The organism is Acidovorax sp. Root219, assembly GCF_001428665.1.
In the GTDB taxonomy this organism is placed as follows: Bacteria; Pseudomonadota; Gammaproteobacteria; order Burkholderiales; family Burkholderiaceae_C; genus Acidovorax.
The window spans coordinates 160,131-177,340 of the sequence record NZ_LMIJ01000014.1 but is presented as its reverse complement, the minus strand read 5'-3'; the positions used below and the strand labels follow the sequence as shown (position 1 = coordinate 177,340).

At 67.6% G+C, this 17,210-nt stretch carries 14 protein-coding genes; 7 read left to right on the top strand and 7 right to left on the bottom strand.

What is annotated here, in order from left to right:
- Nucleotides 1-22: 22 nt before the first annotated feature.
- Nucleotides 23-1,948 carry a PhoX family phosphatase gene (locus tag ASE28_RS16725; protein WP_057267596.1) on the bottom strand — a complete coding sequence of 642 codons (1,926 nt, stop codon included), beginning with the start codon at nt 1,946-1,948 and terminating at the stop codon, nt 23-25.
- Between the two features lie 189 nt (nt 1,949-2,137).
- Between ASE28_RS16725 and ASE28_RS16720 the strand changes: the two genes are divergently transcribed.
- Nucleotides 2,138-3,631 (top strand): CYTH and CHAD domain-containing protein, encoded by a 1,494-nt coding sequence (locus tag ASE28_RS16720; protein WP_057267595.1) that lies wholly within the window; start codon nt 2,138-2,140, stop codon nt 3,629-3,631.
- Between the two features lie 171 nt (nt 3,632-3,802).
- On the opposite strand, the gene ASE28_RS16715 is transcribed toward ASE28_RS16720, so the two are convergent.
- From ASE28_RS16715 to ASE28_RS16690, 6 genes are read right to left on the bottom strand one after another with little or no spacing between them, the layout of a single operon-like run.
- Nucleotides 3,803-5,128, bottom strand: a complete 1,326-nt coding sequence (locus tag ASE28_RS16715) for a TolC family outer membrane protein (protein ID WP_057267594.1) — start codon at nt 5,126-5,128, stop codon at nt 3,803-3,805.
- 57 nt (nt 5,129-5,185) lie between these two features.
- On the bottom strand, nt 5,186-5,539 hold the full coding sequence (locus ASE28_RS16710) for a rhodanese-like domain-containing protein (protein ID WP_057203035.1): 354 nt from the start codon (nt 5,537-5,539) through the stop codon (nt 5,186-5,188).
- A gap of 24 nt (nt 5,540-5,563) precedes the next feature.
- Entirely contained in the window at nt 5,564-6,274 is a 711-nt protein-coding gene (locus tag ASE28_RS16705) for a protein-L-isoaspartate O-methyltransferase (protein ID WP_057203034.1), read from the bottom strand.
- Nucleotides 6,275-6,297: 23 nt separating this feature from the next.
- Nucleotides 6,298-9,498 (bottom strand): efflux RND transporter permease subunit, encoded by a 3,201-nt coding sequence (locus ASE28_RS16700; protein WP_057267593.1) that lies wholly within the window; start codon nt 9,496-9,498, stop codon nt 6,298-6,300.
- Nucleotides 9,499-9,504: 6 nt separating this feature from the next.
- Nucleotides 9,505-10,686: an efflux RND transporter periplasmic adaptor subunit gene (locus tag ASE28_RS16695; RefSeq protein ID WP_057267592.1), complete on the bottom strand. Its 1,182-nt coding sequence runs from the start codon at nt 10,684-10,686 to the stop codon at nt 9,505-9,507.
- A gap of 3 nt (nt 10,687-10,689) precedes the next feature.
- Nucleotides 10,690-11,400: a TetR/AcrR family transcriptional regulator gene (locus tag ASE28_RS16690; protein WP_057267591.1), complete on the bottom strand. Its 711-nt coding sequence runs from the start codon at nt 11,398-11,400 to the stop codon at nt 10,690-10,692.
- A 346-nt stretch (nt 11,401-11,746) separates the two neighbouring features.
- Here ASE28_RS16690 and ASE28_RS16685 point away from each other — a divergent pair, with 346 nt between their 5' ends.
- The 6 genes from ASE28_RS16685 (at nt 11,747) to ASE28_RS16660 (ending at nt 17,203) form a co-directional block, all read left to right on the top strand.
- Entirely contained in the window at nt 11,747-12,547 is an 801-nt protein-coding gene (locus ASE28_RS16685) for a GntR family transcriptional regulator (protein WP_057203254.1), read from the top strand.
- A gap of 42 nt (nt 12,548-12,589) precedes the next feature.
- On the top strand, nt 12,590-13,792 hold the full coding sequence (locus ASE28_RS16680; RefSeq protein WP_057267590.1) for an ABC transporter substrate-binding protein: 1,203 nt from the start codon (nt 12,590-12,592) through the stop codon (nt 13,790-13,792).
- 103 nt (nt 13,793-13,895) lie between these two features.
- Nucleotides 13,896-14,768 carry a branched-chain amino acid ABC transporter permease gene (locus tag ASE28_RS16675; RefSeq protein ID WP_057203029.1) on the top strand — a complete coding sequence of 291 codons (873 nt, stop codon included), beginning with the start codon at nt 13,896-13,898 and terminating at the stop codon, nt 14,766-14,768.
- Nucleotides 14,765-15,739, top strand: a complete 975-nt coding sequence (locus ASE28_RS16670) for a branched-chain amino acid ABC transporter permease (protein WP_057267589.1) — start codon at nt 14,765-14,767, stop codon at nt 15,737-15,739. Before ASE28_RS16675 ends, ASE28_RS16670 begins: the two co-directional genes overlap by 4 nt.
- Nucleotides 15,729-16,490 carry an ABC transporter ATP-binding protein gene (locus ASE28_RS16665; protein ID WP_057267588.1) on the top strand — a complete coding sequence of 254 codons (762 nt, stop codon included), beginning with the start codon at nt 15,729-15,731 and terminating at the stop codon, nt 16,488-16,490. The genes ASE28_RS16670 and ASE28_RS16665 overlap by 11 nt, the downstream gene beginning before the upstream one ends.
- Nucleotides 16,487-17,203, top strand: coding sequence for an ABC transporter ATP-binding protein (locus tag ASE28_RS16660; protein WP_057267587.1), 717 nt, complete (start codon nt 16,487-16,489; stop codon nt 17,201-17,203). Before ASE28_RS16665 ends, ASE28_RS16660 begins: the two co-directional genes overlap by 4 nt.
- The last annotated feature ends 7 nt before the right edge of the window (nt 17,204-17,210 follow it).

Genomic DNA, 17,210 nt, shown 5'->3' with positions numbered 1-17,210 from the left:
CAAAGTAAAGGCCTTGATTGCCTTACGTCCCCACCACGCCTCCATCCGCCTTGCGGATCACCACCGTGGCCGAACGCGGGCGCCCAGCGGGGCGCTGGTCAGGCCAATTCGAGAACTTGCGCGGCTCGCTGGGGTCGCTGCGCTCGCTCGGGCTCTCGCCAGGGTGCTGGATGTTGATGAACATGGTCTTGCCATCGGGCGTCATCGTCGCGCCGGTGATCTCGCAACCCGAGGGGCCGACCAGGAAGCGGCGGATCTCGCCCGTGCGCGGATCGGCCGCCAGCATGGCATTGTTGCCCATGCGCGAAAGGTCTCCCTTGCCCATGGCCGAGGTGGACATGTCCGTCTGCACCCAGAGCACGCCGCGGCCGTCGACCCACAAGCCATCGGGGCAGGCGAGCATATCGCCCTTGACACTGCCCTTGGCATCTGCGCGTTCGTTCGCCGGATCGCCGGCCAGGATGAAATGGTCCCACTGGAAGCGGGCGCCATCGAAGTCGCCGGCTTCCTTCCAGCGGATGATGTTGCCCATGCTGTTGTTGGCACGCGGGTTGGCTGCATCGACGCCAGGCTGGCCTGCCGTGCCACGGCTGCTGTTGTTGGTCAGCGTGCAGTAGACGGCGCCGTCCTTGCCCACGGCAATCCACTCGGGGCGGTCCATTTTTGTGGCGCCCAGCAGGTCGCTGGCCTGGCGCGTCTTGACCATCACCTCGCCGGCATCGGCAAAACCATTGGCGGCGGTGAGCGGGCCCTGGCCATGGGTGAGGGCGATCCACTGACCACTGCCATCGGCGTTGAACCGGGCGACGTACAGCGTGCCGTGGTCGAGCAGGTCGGCGTTTTCACGCGCGCCGCCCTTGCGGATCGCGTCCCGGCTTACGAACTTGTAGATGTACTCGAAGCGCGAGTCTTCGCCCGAATAGACCACGGCACGGCCGTCCCGGGTCACGGCAACCGTGGCGCCTTCGTGCGCGGCGCGGCCCAGCGCCGTGCGCTTGACCGGGGTGGAGCTGGCGTTGAACGGGTCGATCTCCACGATCCAGCCGAAGCGGTTGGGTTCGTTGGGGTTCTTGGTGGCGTCGAAACGTGCATCGTGCTCGGCCCAGCGGTAGCCGGCGGGCTCGCCCTTGCGCAGGCCCCAGCGGGTGTCGTGGGCATTGGGCGCGTCCGGGCCCTTGAAGTAGTTGATGAAGTTCTCTTCGCAGGTCAGGTAGGTGCCCCAGGGCGTGATGCCGCTGGCGCAGTTGTTCAGCGTGCCCAAGGGTTGTCGGCCGGCGGGATCGGCTGCGGTGCGCAGCAGGGCGTGGCCGGCGGCCGGGCCGCCAAATGCCATGGGCGTGCGCGCGGTGATGCGGCGGGCCCAGGGCGAGGGGCGCACGATATCCCACTGGCCATCGGCCTTCTGCTCCACCTCGATGACCGAGACGCCGTGCGCGGCCTGGGCCTTGCGCACCTTCTCGGCCGTCCAGGTCTTCATGCCGTCGGCGTGCAGCAGGCCGTCGTCGGTGTACTCGTGGTTCATCACCAAGAGGCCCTGGCGGCTGCCTTCCTGCGAATAGAAATGGATGCCGTCGTGGTGCATGCCGAGCTGCGCTTCCTGCTCGGCGGCGGTGTTGGAGCCGTCTTCCTTGAAGGCCGGGTTTTCGCCCGACAGGCCCACGGGATCGCCCCAGGGCGCAATGATCTGGGCCACATAGCCCTCGGGCACGACGATGCGGTCGGCCGTGCCGATGGGCACGCTCTTGAAGCCCAGCAGCGGGCCGCTGGCGATGCCGGCACCCGTGGCACAGCCGGGCAGCGACACGGCGGCCAGCGGCGCCAGCAGGCCGCCGACGGCCGAGGCCAGGCCACCGCCCAGCACGGTGCGCCGGCGCAGCGCCGACACCTCGTGGATGCTGGGGTTGCCCGAGCGGTTGCTGTCTTCCATCGTGGCGAAGTCCTTGGCCATGAGAATCTTTCGGTGGGGGAGGGGGATTGTTTTTGTCGGTCAGGGGACAATGCCGCAGCAAGGGCCCCGATGCTCTGGCTGCAATGGAACAAGGCCACGCCAAGCGCCCTGGCGCCAGCAGCTTAGGGTGCGAAGATGGCGGTTTGATGACAGGCACACGACCTGGCCCGATCACCGAGAAAAGAAAGCATGGAAGTCGAATTCAAATTCACCATCCCGGCCAGGCGCCTGGCCGCCGTGAAGGCAGCGGCCCGCAGGGGGACGTCCAGCGGCATCCGGCTGGAGGCGCGCTATTTCGATACCGCCGACAAGGCACTGTCATCGCGCGGTATTGCGCTGCGCCTGCGCAACGAGGGCGGGCAGTGGGTGCAGACCGTCAAGGCCACGGGCGATGGCCCGCTGGACCGGGAGGAGCACAACGTCAGCGTTGATGGCGCCACGCCGCTGGCGCGCCCGGCGCTGCATGCCGGCACCAAGGCGGGTGAGCGTCTGCGCGATGCCCTGGACAACGCGCAGGCCCCCCTGGTGGAGACCTACCGCACCGAGATCGACCGCGTCACGCGCGACCTGGCCTTTCGGGGCGGTGTGGTCGAACTGGCGTTCGACCTCGGCCGCATCGTGGCCCATGGCGGCACGGCGCAGGAAAAGCAGGCACCGGTGTGCGAGCTGGAACTGGAGCTCAAGGAGGGGCCGGTGGCGGGCCTGGTCGAAGTGGCCACGCAGTGGGCGGCCCAACATGGCCTGGTGCTGAACACGGTGTCCAAGGCCGAGCGCGGCGAGCGGCTCATGGCCGCGCAATGGGCCAGGCCCGCGGCCAAGGCCCGGCCCATGGCCGCCGGCAGCCGTAAAAAGCAGTTTCTCAAAGGGCCGAACCTGCAGCGCGTCGCCCTGGCCAACTGCCTGGCGCAAATCCTGGCCAATGCCAGCGAGATCGTGGAAGGCTCGGCCGGCGAAGAGCATGTGCACCAGTTGCGCATCGGCATCCGCCGCCTGCGCACGGCGTTGCGCGAGCTCGATGCCCTGGCCCCGGGCCGCTTCGATCCCGCCTGGGAGCCACCGCTGGTCGACGTGTTCCGCCGCCTGGGCCAGCTGCGCGACCGGGAGCAGGCGCTGGACACCATTGGCGCCGAACTGCGCGAGGCGGGGGCGCCGAAATCGGCAGCCCGGCCTGCGGGTGCCAAGGCATCGCCCCTCACCATTGTCAGCACGCCTGCCTTCCAGGCGGTGCTGATCGGCCTGATGGGCTTCACGGCCCAGGCCCCTGCGGCCGAGGGCGACGGCGAACTGGGGGCGGCCAAGGCCCGCAGGTACCTGGACAAGCGCCTGCAGGCGCTGCGCGCCAAGGTCCACCGGGATGCGCGCCGCTTCGAATCCCTGTCGGTCGAGGCGCAGCACCGCGTGCGCAAGCGCTTGAAGCGCCTGCGCTTCCTGGCCGAGTTCGTCGCGCCGGCACTCGAGGGTGGAGCGGACGATTTTCTGGCCCGCCTGCAGCCGGCCCTGTCTGCACTGGGCCGGCTCAACGACGAGCAGGTGGCCAGCGAGCTCTACCGCAGCATGGCAACCAAGGACCCCAAGGCCTGGTTCGGCGTGGGCTGGCTCGCGGCGCGGCGCGAGCAGTCCGTCAAGGCCACGAAAAAGGCCCTCTCCCGGATGGGAGAGGGCCCGCGCTTTCGCAAGCTCTGAGAGGCTGAGAATCTTTCGTCCATGCCCGCCTTGCACGCCAAAACACCCCGGTTCGTCGAAAGCAAATGCTCGCCATAGCCCGCGCTATGGCTGTGCTTTGCGCCTAGATCCAGGGCGTTTTGACGCGCCATTCGGACACGGCCAAAAAACTCCCAGCCTCTGAGCCCTTTGTCAGGGTGTGAGCAGGGCGTTGATGGCCTGCACGTCTTCGATGGTGAGCGTGCCGGCCGCCTGGCGCAGCTTGAGCATGCCCAGCAGCACGTTGTAGCGGGCCTGTGCCAGGTCGCGCTTGGTCTGGAACAGCTGGCTCTGTGCATTGAGCACGTCGATGTTGATGCGCACACCCACCTGGTAGCCCAGCTTGTTGGCATCCAGCGCGCTTTGGCTCGATGCCTCGGCGGCCTGCAGGGCCTGCACCTGGCCCTGGCCCGACTGCACGCCGAAGAAGGCGGCACGGGTGGCCTGGGCCACGTTGCGGCGCGTGGTCTCCAGGTCGGCACTGGCCTTCTCTTCGAGGGCCAGGGTTTCCTTGACGCGGTTTTGCACCGAGAAGCCCGCAAACAGCGGCAGGTTGAAGGCCACCCCCAGGCTGGCGTTGTTGGTGCGGCTGTTGATGCCCGGCGCGGTGATGGTGCCGGTGGGGTTGCGCTGGATGTTGTAGCCGGCCTGCAGGTCCACCGTGGGCAGGTGGCCGGTTTCGGCCTTCTTGGTCTCCAGGCGCGCGATGTCCAGCGCAATCGCGGCCTGGCGCACGCCGGGCTGCAGTTCGCGGGCGGTGTACACCCAGGTGATCACGTTGTCGGGCTGCACCGGGGGCAGTTGCAAGGGCAGTGCCAGGGGCTTGGGCTGGGTGCCCGTGATGCCCACCAGTTGGTCCAGCGCCAGCTTCTTCACGCGCAGGTCGTTCTCGGCCGCGATTTCCTGGGCGATCACCAGGTCGTAGCGGGCCTGGGCTTCGCGCGAGTCGGTCACGGTAGAGGTGCCGACCTCGAAGTTGCGCTTGGCCGAGGCCAGTTGCTCGGATACGGCGGCCTTTTGCGCCTGCACGAAGGTCAGCGTGTCCTGCGCGGCCAGCACGTCGAAATAGGCCTGGCTTACGCGCACCAGCAGGTCCTGGCTGGCGGCGTCGAGCTGGGCCTGGGCCACGTCCACGCCGCGCTGGGCCTGTTCCAGGTTGATGCGGTTGGCCGGGCGGTACAGGGGTTGCGAGGCATTCACGCCCAGGGTCTGGGTGGTGGCGGTGCGCTCGATGGGCGGGCGGCTCACATCGGTGTTGGCGCGCGAGACACCCGCCGACAGGCCGGCGCTGGGCAACAGGCCGGCGCGGGCCTGGTCGGCGCGGCGGGCCGAGGCATCGAGCTGCAGCCGGGCCGACTGCCAGGCCGTGTCATAGGTGCGCGCAGACTCCAACAGCTCCGTCAGGCTCTGGGCCTGTGCGGGTGCGCACAAGGCAGCGCCCAGCGCCAGTGACAGGGGAAGTAGCCGGAACGATGTCATGGATGCCTTTCAGGAGTAGCTGCATGTCGGGGATGGGACGAAAGAGACCGGGAACCTTCAATAGCGGGGCACGGCCGGGTCGTTCTCATGCGACCAGGCGTCGATGCCACCACTGATGTTGGCCAGCCGCTCGAAACCCTGTTGCTCCAGGAACGCCGCCACGCGCAGGCTGCGTGCGCCGTGGTGGCACAGGCAGGCGATGGGCGTGCCCGCATCGCGGGCGGCATCGAGTTCGGCCAGGCGGCCCGTGAGCTGCCCCATGGGGATGGCCACCAGCTCGAAGCCTTCAGCGCGCACGCTGGCCGTCTGCAGTTCCCAGGCCTCGCGCACATCCAGCACCACGGGCCGGCTGCCAGCGGGGGCGGTGGCGAACCAGGCGGCGAGTTGGGCGGGGCGGATGTGCTCGATCATGCAAAAAAATCCAGAGAAGGCAGGTCAGAAAGTGAAGCCGGAGGGTTCAGGGAAGCCCACCAGGCGCGGCGCGATGGTGTCCCAGGGCGACGTGGTCTCGAAACGGTCGCCGGTGCGGCGGGTCAGGGTGAAACGCATCACGGGATCGTTGCCCACGATGGCGCCCAGGCGGCCACCGTCGCGCAGGTGCGAGAGCAGGGCCGCAGGCACTTCGGCCACGGAGCCGCTGAGCACGATCACATCAAACGGGCCATCGGTCGTGCCGTTGGCACCATCGGCCAGGCGGACTTCGGCGTTCTGCACACCGGCGCTGAGCAGGTTTTCGCGGGCCATTTCGGCCAGCTCGGGCACGATCTCGATCGACACCACCTGCTGCGCGCGGGCGGCCAGCAGCGCAGCCATGTAGCCCGAGCCGGAGCCGATTTCGAGCACGCGGTCGGTGGGCTTGATCGCCAGGTCCTGCAGGATGCGGGCTTCCACGCGGGGCTGCAGCATGCTGTGGCCCAGGCGCACGGCGTCTTCGGCATCGCTGCCCAGGAGCGGCACCTCGATGTCCATGAAGGCCAGGCTGCGGTAGGCCGGCGGCACGAATTCCTCGCGGCGCACCACGGCCAGCAGTTCCAGGATGTCGAAGTCGAGCACGTTCCAGGGGCGGATCTGCTGCTCGATCATGTTGTAGCGGGCCTGGGCGACAGGGTCGCTGATGTTGGCAGACGTGTTCAGTGGCATGTTCATGGAAGTTCTCCGTGGGGCGGGTGTCAGGACAAACCCTCGATTTTACGGGCCTCGGGCGCCTTCTGGCCGCGACCCATGCGCGCCAGGGCCCAGCGCGCCAGATCGTCCATGTAGCAATACACCACCGGCACCACCACCAGGGTCAGCAGCGAGGAGGTGATGACCCCCCCGATCACGGCCTGGCCCATGGGGGCGCGCTGCTCGGAACCCTCCGACAAAGCAAAGGCCAGCGGCACCATACCGAAGATCATGGCCAGCGTGGTCATGAGGATGGGGCGCAGGCGCACGCGGGCGGCCAGCAGCAGGGCATCGGCCCGCGGCAGGCCGGGCACGGTGGCGCCGGTGTCGTCGGTGTGCTCCTCGCGGGCGCGGATGGCAAAGTCCACCAGCAAAATGGCGTTCTTGGTCACCAGGCCCATGAGCATCACCACGCCGATGATGGAGAACATCGACAGCGTGGAGCGGAACATCATCAGCGCCAGCACCACGCCGATCAAGGTGAGCGGCAGCGAGGTCATGAGCGCCAGCGGCTGCAAGAAGCTGCGGAACTGGCTGGCCAGGATCATGTAGATGAAGACGATGGCCAGCACCAGCGCCGAGATGGCGTAGCCAAAGGATTCGGCCATGTTCTTGGTGGACCCGCCGAACTGGTAGCGGTAGCCGGGCGGAAAGTTCACGCTTTCCAGCGCGGTCTTGATGTCCGCTGATACCTCGCCGGCCGAGCGCTGCGACACGTTGGCATTGATGGCCACCTCGCGCGTCAGGTCGCGGCGGTTGATCTGGTTGGCGCCGGTCGACTCGGTCACGCTGGCCACCTGGTTCAGGCGCACGATGCGCGTCGTTCCGTCGGCGGCGCTCATGGCGAAGGGCAGGCGCTCCAGGTCCTGCGGGGCGATGCGGGCTTCGGGCGCCAGGCGCACGTTCACGTCGTAGGTCTGGTCGTCGGGCGCGCGCCAGTTGCCCACCGTGGTGCCGGCCACCAGGGTGCGCAGCGATGCCGCCATCTGCGCCACCGACAGGCCCAGGTCCGAGGCCACGTCGCGCTTGATATCGAGGGCGATCACCGGCTTGTTGGGCTTGGCGCTGGTGTCGAGGTCCACCAGGCCGGGGATTCCGCGGATCTTCGCGGTCACGGTGGCTGTCAGGCGTTCGAGCTCCTGCAGGTCCGGGCCCTGCAGCGAGAACTCCACCTGCTTTTGTCCGCCCACGGCGTCGAGCAGGCCCACGTGCGTGACGGTGATGCCGGGCACGGTCTTCAGGCGCTCGCGCAGCACGTCGGACATCGCGTCCACGCTGCGGCTGCGGTCCTTGCGGTCCACCAGGCGCACGTAGATGTTGGCGTAGATCTTGCCCTGGGCGTTGCCGGTGTTGATGGTGGACAGCGTGTAGCGCACCTCGGGTAGCTCGTGCAGGATGGCCTCCACCTGGGCCGCCTTGGCCTCGGTGGCTTCGAGCGACGAGCCCACAGGGGTGTAGAAATTGATCGACGTCTCGGAAAAATCCGCCTTGGGCACGAACTCGGTGCCCAAGAGCGGCACCATGAAGATGCTCAGCACGAAGATGGCCAGGGCAATCGCCATGGTGGTCAGCTTGTGCACCAGGGCCCAGCGCAGGATGTGCTGGTAGCCCTCGGCCAGGGCGTCGGTGGCGCGGTCGAACCAGCCCGTGACGCGGCCGATGGTCTTGTCGTAGAAGGTGACGGGCCCCGTCTTCTGGCCATGGCTGTGGATGCTCGGGTCGTGCCAGATGCTCGACAGCATGGGGTCGAGCGTGAAGCTGACGAACATCGAAATCATCACCGCAGCCACGATGGTGATGCCGAACTCGTGGAAGAACTTGCCGATGATGCCGCCCATGAAGCCGATGGGCATGAACACCGCCACGATGGACAAGGTGGTGGCCAGCACCGCCAGGCCGATCTCCTGCGTGCCGTCCATGGCCGCGTAGTAGGCGGACTTGCCCATCTGCACGTGGCGCACGATGTTCTCGCGCACCACGATGGCATCGTCGATCAACAGGCCCACGCACAGGCTCAGCGCCATCAGCGTGATCATGTTGATGGTGAAGCCGAACATGTTCATGAACAGAAAGGTGCCGATCAGCGCAATGGGCAGAGTGAGGCCCGTGATCACCGTGGAGCGCCAGGAGTTCAGGAACAAAAAGACGATCAGCACCGTGAGGATGGCACCCTCGATCAGCGTCTGGCGCACGTTGTTCACCGCAACGCGGATGGGGCGCGCGCTGTCGCCAATGGTTTCGAGGCGCACGCCGGGCGGCAGCTGGTTGCGCAGCTCGACCACGGCCGCGTTCAGGCCGTCCACCACCTCGATGGTGTTCTCGCCCTGCGACTTCTGCACGGACAAGAGCAGCGTGCGCTGGCCGTTGTACAGCGCCAGACTATCGACCTCTTGCGCGCCGTCGTTGACGCGGGCCACCTGGTCCAGGCGCACGGGGGCGCCGTTCTTGCGCGCCACGATGATGCGGCCGAAGTCCTCGGGCCGCTGCATGCGTGCGTCGATCTGCACCACGCGCTCCTGCGCCAGCGAGCGGATGGCGCCCACGGGCAGGTCCTGGTTCTCGTTGCGCACGGCACTGGCCACCTGGTCGGGCGTGACGCCGAAGGCCTCGAGCGCCTGCGGGTTCAGGTAGATGTTGATCTCGCGCTTGGTGGCGCCCACCAGGTTCACGGCGCCCACGCCGCGCACGTTCTCCAGGCGCTTTTTCAGGATCTGCTCGGCCCAGGTGGTCAATTCGACGGCGCTGCGCGCAGGGGCACCGTCTTGTGCATCGGGCAGCACGGCCAGCGACCACACGGCGCGGCTGGCGGGGTCAAAGCGCAGCACGCGCGGCTCCTTGACCTCGGTGCGCAGCAGGGGGCGCACCGTGGCCACCTTCTCGCGCACATCCTCGGCGGCCTTGCGGCCATCGATGTGCAGTTGGAACTCGATGATGACGACGGCCGTGCCTTCATAGCTGCGCGAGGTCAGGGCATTGATGCCGGCAATCGAGTTGACGCCTTCCTCGATCTTCTTGGTGACCTCGCTCTCGACGATCTCGGGCGATGCGCCGGGGTAGTCCACCGTGACCACCACCACCGGAAAATCGATGTTGGGGAACTGGTCGACCTTCAGGCGCTGGTACGAAAACAGGCCCAGCACCACGATGGCGAGCATCACCATGGTGGCGAACACCGGGTTCTTGAGGCTGACCTTGGTGAACCACATGGCGGGTCAGGGCGCGGTGCGCGATGCAGGGGCCGCCGCGGAAGCCGCTGCCGAGGGCGCTGCAGCCGTGGTGACGGCCGTGCCTTCGCGCAGCTGGCCCATGCGGCCGGAGACCACCACCGTGCCTTCGGGCGCACCCTCGATGGCGACCAGGGTCTGGCCGTCGACCACGGCGCGCGCGCCGGTCTTGACCGGCAGGTAGGCCACCTTGCCACCCTGTACCGCTTGTATATAGGGCGCGGGCTTGTCGGTGCGCACCGCATCGAGTGGCACGGTCAGCACGTCGGCGCGGCCGGTGTCGAGCAGGCCCTGCACGAACAGGCCCTGGCGCAGCGCGGGTGCGCCGCGGTTCTGCGCGATGGCCAGGTATACCGGCACCGTGCGGCTGCCGGCCTGGGCGCTGGGGTTGATGCGGGCCACCGTGGCCACCACGGGCTCGGTGCTGCCTTCGATCTGCAACTGGGCCTTCTGGCCCACGCGCACGGCCAGCGAGTCGGCCGGGCTCAGCAGGGCTTCGAGCTCCAGGCGCGACAGATCGACCACTTCCAGCACGCGGCCGTCGATGGGCATGCGCTCGCCGGGCTGGGCCAGGCGCTGTGACACCTGGCCGCTGATGGGGCTGCGCAGCACCGTGTCGTCCAGCGATTTTTTTGCCACATCGGCGGCGGCCAGAGCCGCACGGTAGGTGGATTGGGCCGATTCGAGGCTGGCCTGCGAGGTGACGAGGGCCGTGGCCGAGATGAAGCCCTGGTTCACCAGGGCCTGGTTGTTGGCGACCGTGCGCTGGTTGATGTCGACCTGCGCCTTGGCCGCGTCGGCCTGCTGCTGCGCCTGGCGCAGGCGGGCCTGGGATTCGGTGGCCTCGATGCGGGCCAGCACCTGGCCGGCGCGCACGCTGTCGCCTTCGCGCACTGTGAGGCCCTGCAGTTCACCCGCCACCCGCGCCTTGACCATGGCCGATTCGGTGGCGCGCAGCGAGCCGGACACCGGCACGCCCAGCACCAGGCTCCTGCGCAGTACGCCCACCAGTTCGCTGGTGGCCAGTTGCAAGGGCGCCTCGGCGCGCTGGGTGGCCGCTTGGGCCAGGGCTTTCTGCTGTGCCTGGCGTGCGGCCATGGCGCGCCACGCGCCCCCGCCCACCAGCACGACAACGGCGGCCGCAGCCAGCCAGGGAATCCAGCGTTTCATGGGTCAGGCCGCAGAAGAAGAGGGAGGAGGGGACGCGGGGGCCGGGGCGAAAGGCCCCGCTTCCGGGCGGGCGCACAGGCCGTACAGCACGTTGTCCACCTGCGCATCGATGAACTTCTCGGGCCCGAGCTCCAGCGCATCGGGCATGCAGGCTCCCATGGAGTGCTTCCACAGCATCAGGAAGATCATGGGTGCCATCACCACGTGCACGGCGTAGTCGAGGTTCACGCAGCGGAATTCGCCACGGTCCATGCCGCGGCGCAGGATGCGGCGCACCAGGTCCTGGCCGGGCTGGATCACTTCCTGCTGGTAGAAGAGGGTGATCTCGGGGAAATTCTGCGATTCGCTGAACATCAGCTTGGTGATGCCCGAGGCCTTGGTGGCGCCGATGCGCTCCCACCAGACCTGGTAGCAGTGGCGCAGCAGCTCGCCGGTCGTGCCCTCGAAGGCTTCGAGCTCGTGGCTCCATTCCTCGAAGCGGCCCACGATGTTCTGGCGCACCACGGCCTTGAACAGCTCTTCCTTGCTGGGGAAGTAGAGGAACAGCGTGCCCTTGGACACCCCGGCACGCGCGGCCACGTCGTCCACCCGGGTGGCGGCAAAGCCTTTCTCGACGAACAGGTCGAGCGCAGCCTCCAGCAGTTCGCCGGGGCGCGCTTCCTTGCGGCGCTCACGCTTGGTACCGGCAGAAGGGGTGGTGGGGACAGTGCTCAAGAGACTTTCTAGTTAATGACTGACTGGTTAGTAATATAGCAACTGCGCCTGCGCCAGTCAATTGATCGGTGGGCGAACGAGACAAAAGACCGAGCGCTGTTGCCTTCTGGGGTAAACCCTGGGAGCGACGCATGCGTTACCCCCAATCGCTGTGGCGAACGCCGCGACGAGGTGCTCCACGGCGGTGCATGGTGCCTCTCCAGGCCCCGAACAGGTGCGCGATCATGCTCCAAAAATGGGAGCGCCTTGCAGCCAGTCGCTCTCGGGGACAAATGTCCTTAAAACAGGACCAAATAGCCTCAAATGTCTCATTGACAGGACATTAAGGATGTTTGACGATGGGCCCATGTCGCCGAAGCTGCCACTGCCCAAGTACCACCAGATCTACCTGGTGCTGCGCGAGCAATTGCAGGAAGGCTGTTTTGCTGCGGGCCTGCCGGGCGAGCTGGCGCTGATGCAGCAGTTCTCCGTGGCGCGCGTGACGGTGCGCCGCGCGCTGGAGCTGCTTCAGGGCGAGGGCCTGATCTCCCGCCAGCCCGGCAGGGGCACCCGGCCCGTGCCCCAGCCCGACGCAGGGCAGGGCGGCCAGGAGAGCCACCCCCACAGCAACCGCGCCCAGCTCACCGGCCTGCTCGAAAACCTGGTCAGCATGGGCCTGCGCACGTCCGTCAAGGTGCTCGACGTGGAGACGGTCACGGCATCCCGCGCGGTGGCCGGGGCCTTGCAGATCACCGTCGGTGATTCGGTGCAGAAGGCGGTGCGGGTGCGCAGCACGCGGGAAGGCCCGCTGTCGCACATCACCACCTATGTGCCGGCCGACATCGCCCGCCAGTTCGGCCGCCGCGAACTCGCGCGCAAGCCCATTCTGGTGCTGCTGGAGGAATCCGGCGTGAAGGTCGGTCGCGCCCACCAGACCATTTCCGCCAGGCTGGCCGATGCCGTGGTGGCCCGCCACCTCGATGTGTCGGTGGGCTCCGCTCTGCTGGCCGTGCGGCGCCTGATCTACGACGACCAGGAGCGGCCCGTGCAGTGGCTGCACGGCCTGTACCGGCCAGACCGCTATGAATACGAAATGCAGCTGTCCCGCGTGGGCAGCATCGATGCCAAGGTCTGGGTCAGCAAAGAGCTGTCGGCCCAGTTCCACTGATTTCAACGACCCCCCTTCGACCATCCCCCAAGGAGAACGCCCATGAGCAACCGCCGCTATTTCCTATCCCAGTCGGCCGCCGCCGCATCGGCCCTGGCCTTCCCCCTGGTGGGCGGCGCACAGGCCAAGGCAGTCAAGGTGGGGGTGCTGCACCCCGTGACGGGCGCGCTGGCCTACTCGGGCCAGCAATGCCGCGAAGGCGCGATGATGGCCATCGAGGACATCAACAAGGCCGGCGGCATCAAGTCCCTGGGCGGCGCCAAGCTTGAGGCTCTGCTGGGCGATGCGCAGTCCCAGCCCCAGGCCGGCGCGGCCGAGGTGGAGAAAATGAACGAGGCCGGCGTGTCCGCCGTGGTGGGGGCGTTTGCCTCGGCCATCTGCCTGGCGACCACGCAGGCGGCCGCCAAGTACAACCTGCCGCACATCGTGGACGTGGGCGTGGCCGACCAGATCGTGGAGCGCGGGCTGAAGAACACCTTCCGCTTCGGCCCCGGCTACAAGAAATGCGCCGAAACCGCCGTGGCCAACCTGCACGTGCTCAACACGGCGGCCGGCAAGCCGGCCAAGACGGTGATGATCATCCACGAGGAGTCGCTGTTCGGCTCGGGCACGGCCCAGTTGCTGGCGCGCGAGCTACCCGGCTACGGCTACGAGGTCAAGGAGGTCGTCAAGCACGCCAACCCCACGCGCGACTTCAACAACATCGTGCTGCGCATGAAGGCGATCAACCCCGACATCGTGATCCCCGCCAATTACTACAACGAGTACGCGCTGCTGGTGCGCACCATGCAGCAGCAAAAGGTCACGCCCAAGGCCATCTATTCGGTGCTGGGCGGCGCCGCGTCGAGCTACAAGTTCGTCAAGGAGTTTCCGGACGCGGCCAACGGCATCATCGACTGCAACCACTGGTTCAACCCCAAGGACAAGCGGGCGCAGGACCTCAAGAAGCGCGTGGAGGCCAAGGGCCTGTTCTTCAGCTACGAGCTGTTCATGACCTACACGTCCATGTGGCTGCTGGCCGATGCGCTGGAGCGTGCCAAATCGGTGGACCGCGCCGCCATCATCGACGCGCTGGAGAAGAGCACCTTCGCTGACCACATCATGCCGTACGGCGCCACGAAGTTCGTGGCCGGGCAGAACCAGGGCGCCCAGCCGCTCATGACCCAGGTGCTGAACAAGGACATCAAGGTCATCATCCCGCGCGACTACCGCGAAGCGGACCCGCTCTTTCCGCTGAAGGCCTGAGCGGCTGACAACTCCCACTTTTGCGGCCATGCACAGGTCTGCACGGCGCCAGAACCCTCTGGTGCCAGGCCGCGCCTTTGCCTGACTGCCGCACACACCACCCATGTTCGAGCTCAGCATCCTCTTCCCCTCGGTCCTCAACGGCCTGACGACCGGCGCGGTCTACGCACTGATCGCGCTGGGCCTCACGCTGATCTACGGCGTGCTGCACATCATCAACTTCGCGCATGGCGCGTCGCTGATGCTGGCGCTGTACGCCGTCTACCTGCTCAAGCAGCACTGGGGGATCGATCCCTACCTGGCGCTGCCCATCCTCGTGCCCGGCATGTTCGCCCTGGGCTATGTGCTGCAGCGCGTGGTCATCAATCGCGCCAGCCACGGCAAGGACGAGAACATCCTGCTGGTCACCCTGGGCATCTCCATCGTCATGGAGAACCTGGCGCTGCTGTTCTTCAAGTCCGACACGCGCACCATCGAGACCGCCTACACCCTGACCACCGTGGCCATCGGCCCGGCCATGATCGCGCTGCCCAAGCTGGTGTCGTTCGCCGGGGCGCTGGTGGTCTCGGGCCTGCTGCTGTGGATCGTGGGGCGCACCGACCTGGGCCGGGCCATCCGCGCCGTGGCGCGCGAAAAGCACGGCGCCAAGCTCATGGGCATCCATGTAGACCATGTCTACGCCATGAGCTTTGGCATCGGCCTGGCCTGCCTGGGGGCCGCCGCGTGTTTTCTGCTGCCGGCCTACTACGTCAATCCGCAGGTGGGCAGCGGCTTCGTGCTGGTGGCCTTCACCATCGTCGTGCTCGGCGGCATGGGCAGCTTCACCGGCGCGCTGGTGGGCGGGCTGCTGATCGGGGTGGTGGAGTCGCTCGGGGGGCTGTTCCTGGGTGAATCGCTGGGGCAGATCGGCATCTTCGCCATCTTCATCGCCGTCTTGCTGTTTCGCCCGCAGGGCCTTTTTGGAGCCAGGCAGTGAACAAGCAACTCTGGGCCATCGGCCTCTTCGCACTCGCCATCGCGGCCCTCACGGGCTGGTCCGACTCGGGCGTGCTGCTCAACTTCGTGATGATGGCGCTGTATGCGGCCTTGCTGGCGCAGGCCTGGAACATCCTGGGCGGTTTCGGCGGGCAGTTCTCGTTCGGCCATGCGCTGTTCTTCGGCACGGGCGCCTATATCCAGGCCATTGCACAGATGCAGGGCGGCATCAATGCCTGGCTGGCGCTGCCCATGGCGGTGGCCGGCAGCGCGCTGGTGGGGCTTTTCGTGGGCGGGCTGTCGTTCCGCTACGGGCTCAAGGGCTCGTACTTCGCGCTGGTCACGCTGGCGTTTGCCGAGGTGTTCCGCATACTGGCGCTGTCGGTGCCGTTCACCGGCGCGGGCGTGGGGTTGATGCTGCCGCTAAGGGAGTCGCTCGCGAACATGCAGTTCGGCTCGCGCAAGGGCTATGTGTTCCTCATCCTGGCGCTGGTCACCCTGGCGCTGCTGGTGAGCTGGTGGCTGCGCAACTCGCGCTTCGGCGCCTGGCTGCAGGCCGTGCGCGACAACGAGGACGCGGCGCGCGCCATCGGCGTCAACCCGTTCACCGTGAAGATGGGCGCCATCGCCCTGTCGGGCGGCTTCATGGGCGCGGCCGGCGCGTTCTACGTGCAGGTGTTCCAGTACATCGACCCGGGCATTGCCTATGGGTCGGTGACCTCGGTGGAGGCGCTGGTGGCGGCCATCGTGGGCGGCATCGGCACCGTCTGGGGCCCGGTGCTCGGCGCGCTGGTGCTGCATGTGCTGGCCGACCTCACGCGCAACCTGTTCGGCCAGTTGCCGGGGATCAACATGGTGATCTATGGCACGGTGCTGGTGCTCATCGTCATGTTCCTGCCGCGCGGCATCGCGGGCCTGGGCCAGTCGGTGGTGGACCTGTGGAAACGCTCGGGAGGCCGCCATGGCCAATGAGCTGCTGACCCTCAAAGGGCTGGGCAAGTCGTTCGGCGGCCTCAAGGCGGTGCAGAACGTCAGCCTCACGGTGCCCGAAGGCTCACTGACCGCGCTGATCGGACCCAACGGCGCTGGCAAGACCACGCTGTTCGCGCTGATGACCGGTTTCGTGAAGCCCGACTCGGGCACGGTGCAGTTTGCCGGGCGCGACATCACTGGCCAGGCGCCGCACCTCAACGCCCGCCTGGGCATGGCGCGCACCTTCCAGATCGTGCAGCCCTTTGCGGCGCAGACCGTGCGCGAGAACATCGCCGTGGGCGCCCACCTGCACGAGGCGCGCCGTGCGGCCGCCCTGGCGCTGGCCACCGAGGTGGCGGCGCGCGTGGGCCTGTCGGCCCAGCTCGACAAGCCTGCATCCGACCTCACGGTGGCCGGGCGCAAGCGGCTGGAATTGGCGCGCGCGCTGGCCACCCGGCCGCGCCTGTTGCTGCTCGACGAGGTGCTGGCCGGCCTCAACCCCCAGGAGATTGCCGAAATGATTCCCGTGGTGCGCGGCATTGCAGAGGGCGGTGTGACGGTGCTGATGATCGAGCACGTGATGCAGGCCGTGATGAACCTGGCCGAGCACGTGTGGGTGCTGGCCCAGGGCCAGTTGATCGCCGAGGGCAACCCCGCCACGGTGACGTCCGACGAGCGCGTGATCGAGGCCTACCTGGGCCACGGCACGGCGGCGCGCCTGCGTGCCGCTGCCGCGAAGGAGGCCGCATGAGCACGGCACCGCTGCTCGATATTGCCGGCCTGCGCGGCGGCTATGGCCGCGTGGAGGTGCTGCGCGGGGTGGACCTGCAGGTGAACCCCGGCGAGACCGTGGCCCTGCTGGGGAGCAACGGCGCGGGCAAGTCCACGCTGAACAGCGTGGTCTGCGGCATCTACCCGGCCTGGGGCGGGCGCGTGGCCTTCGGTGGCGCCGACCTGAGCGGGGCCCACTACACGGCGGTCGTCAAGGCCGGGCTGATCCAGGTGCCCGAGGGGCGCAAGATCTTCCCCAACCTGAACGTGCTCGAAAACCTGTCGCTGGGCAGCTTCTCGCGCGCCCGCGAGCGCCGGGCCGAGAACATCGACAAGGTGTTCGCGACCTTCCCGCGCCTGAAGGAGCGCACCACCCAGCTGGCCGGCACCATGAGCGGCGGCGAGCAGCAGATGCTGGCGATTGGCCGCGGCCTGATGGCCGAGCCGCGCCTCTTGATCCTGGACGAACCCTCGCTCGGCCTGTCGCCCCTGCTGGTCGAAGAGATGTTCGGCCTGATCCGCCAGCTGCGCTCCACGGGTCTGGCCGTGCTGCTGGTGGAGCAGAACGTGGGCCAGTCGCTGGAGATCGCCGACCGCGCCTATGTGATGGAGAACGGGAGCATCCGGTTTTCGGGCGCCCCCGACGAACTGCTGCGCAGCGACGAACTGCGCCGGGCCTACCTGGGCCTTTGAGAAGGAG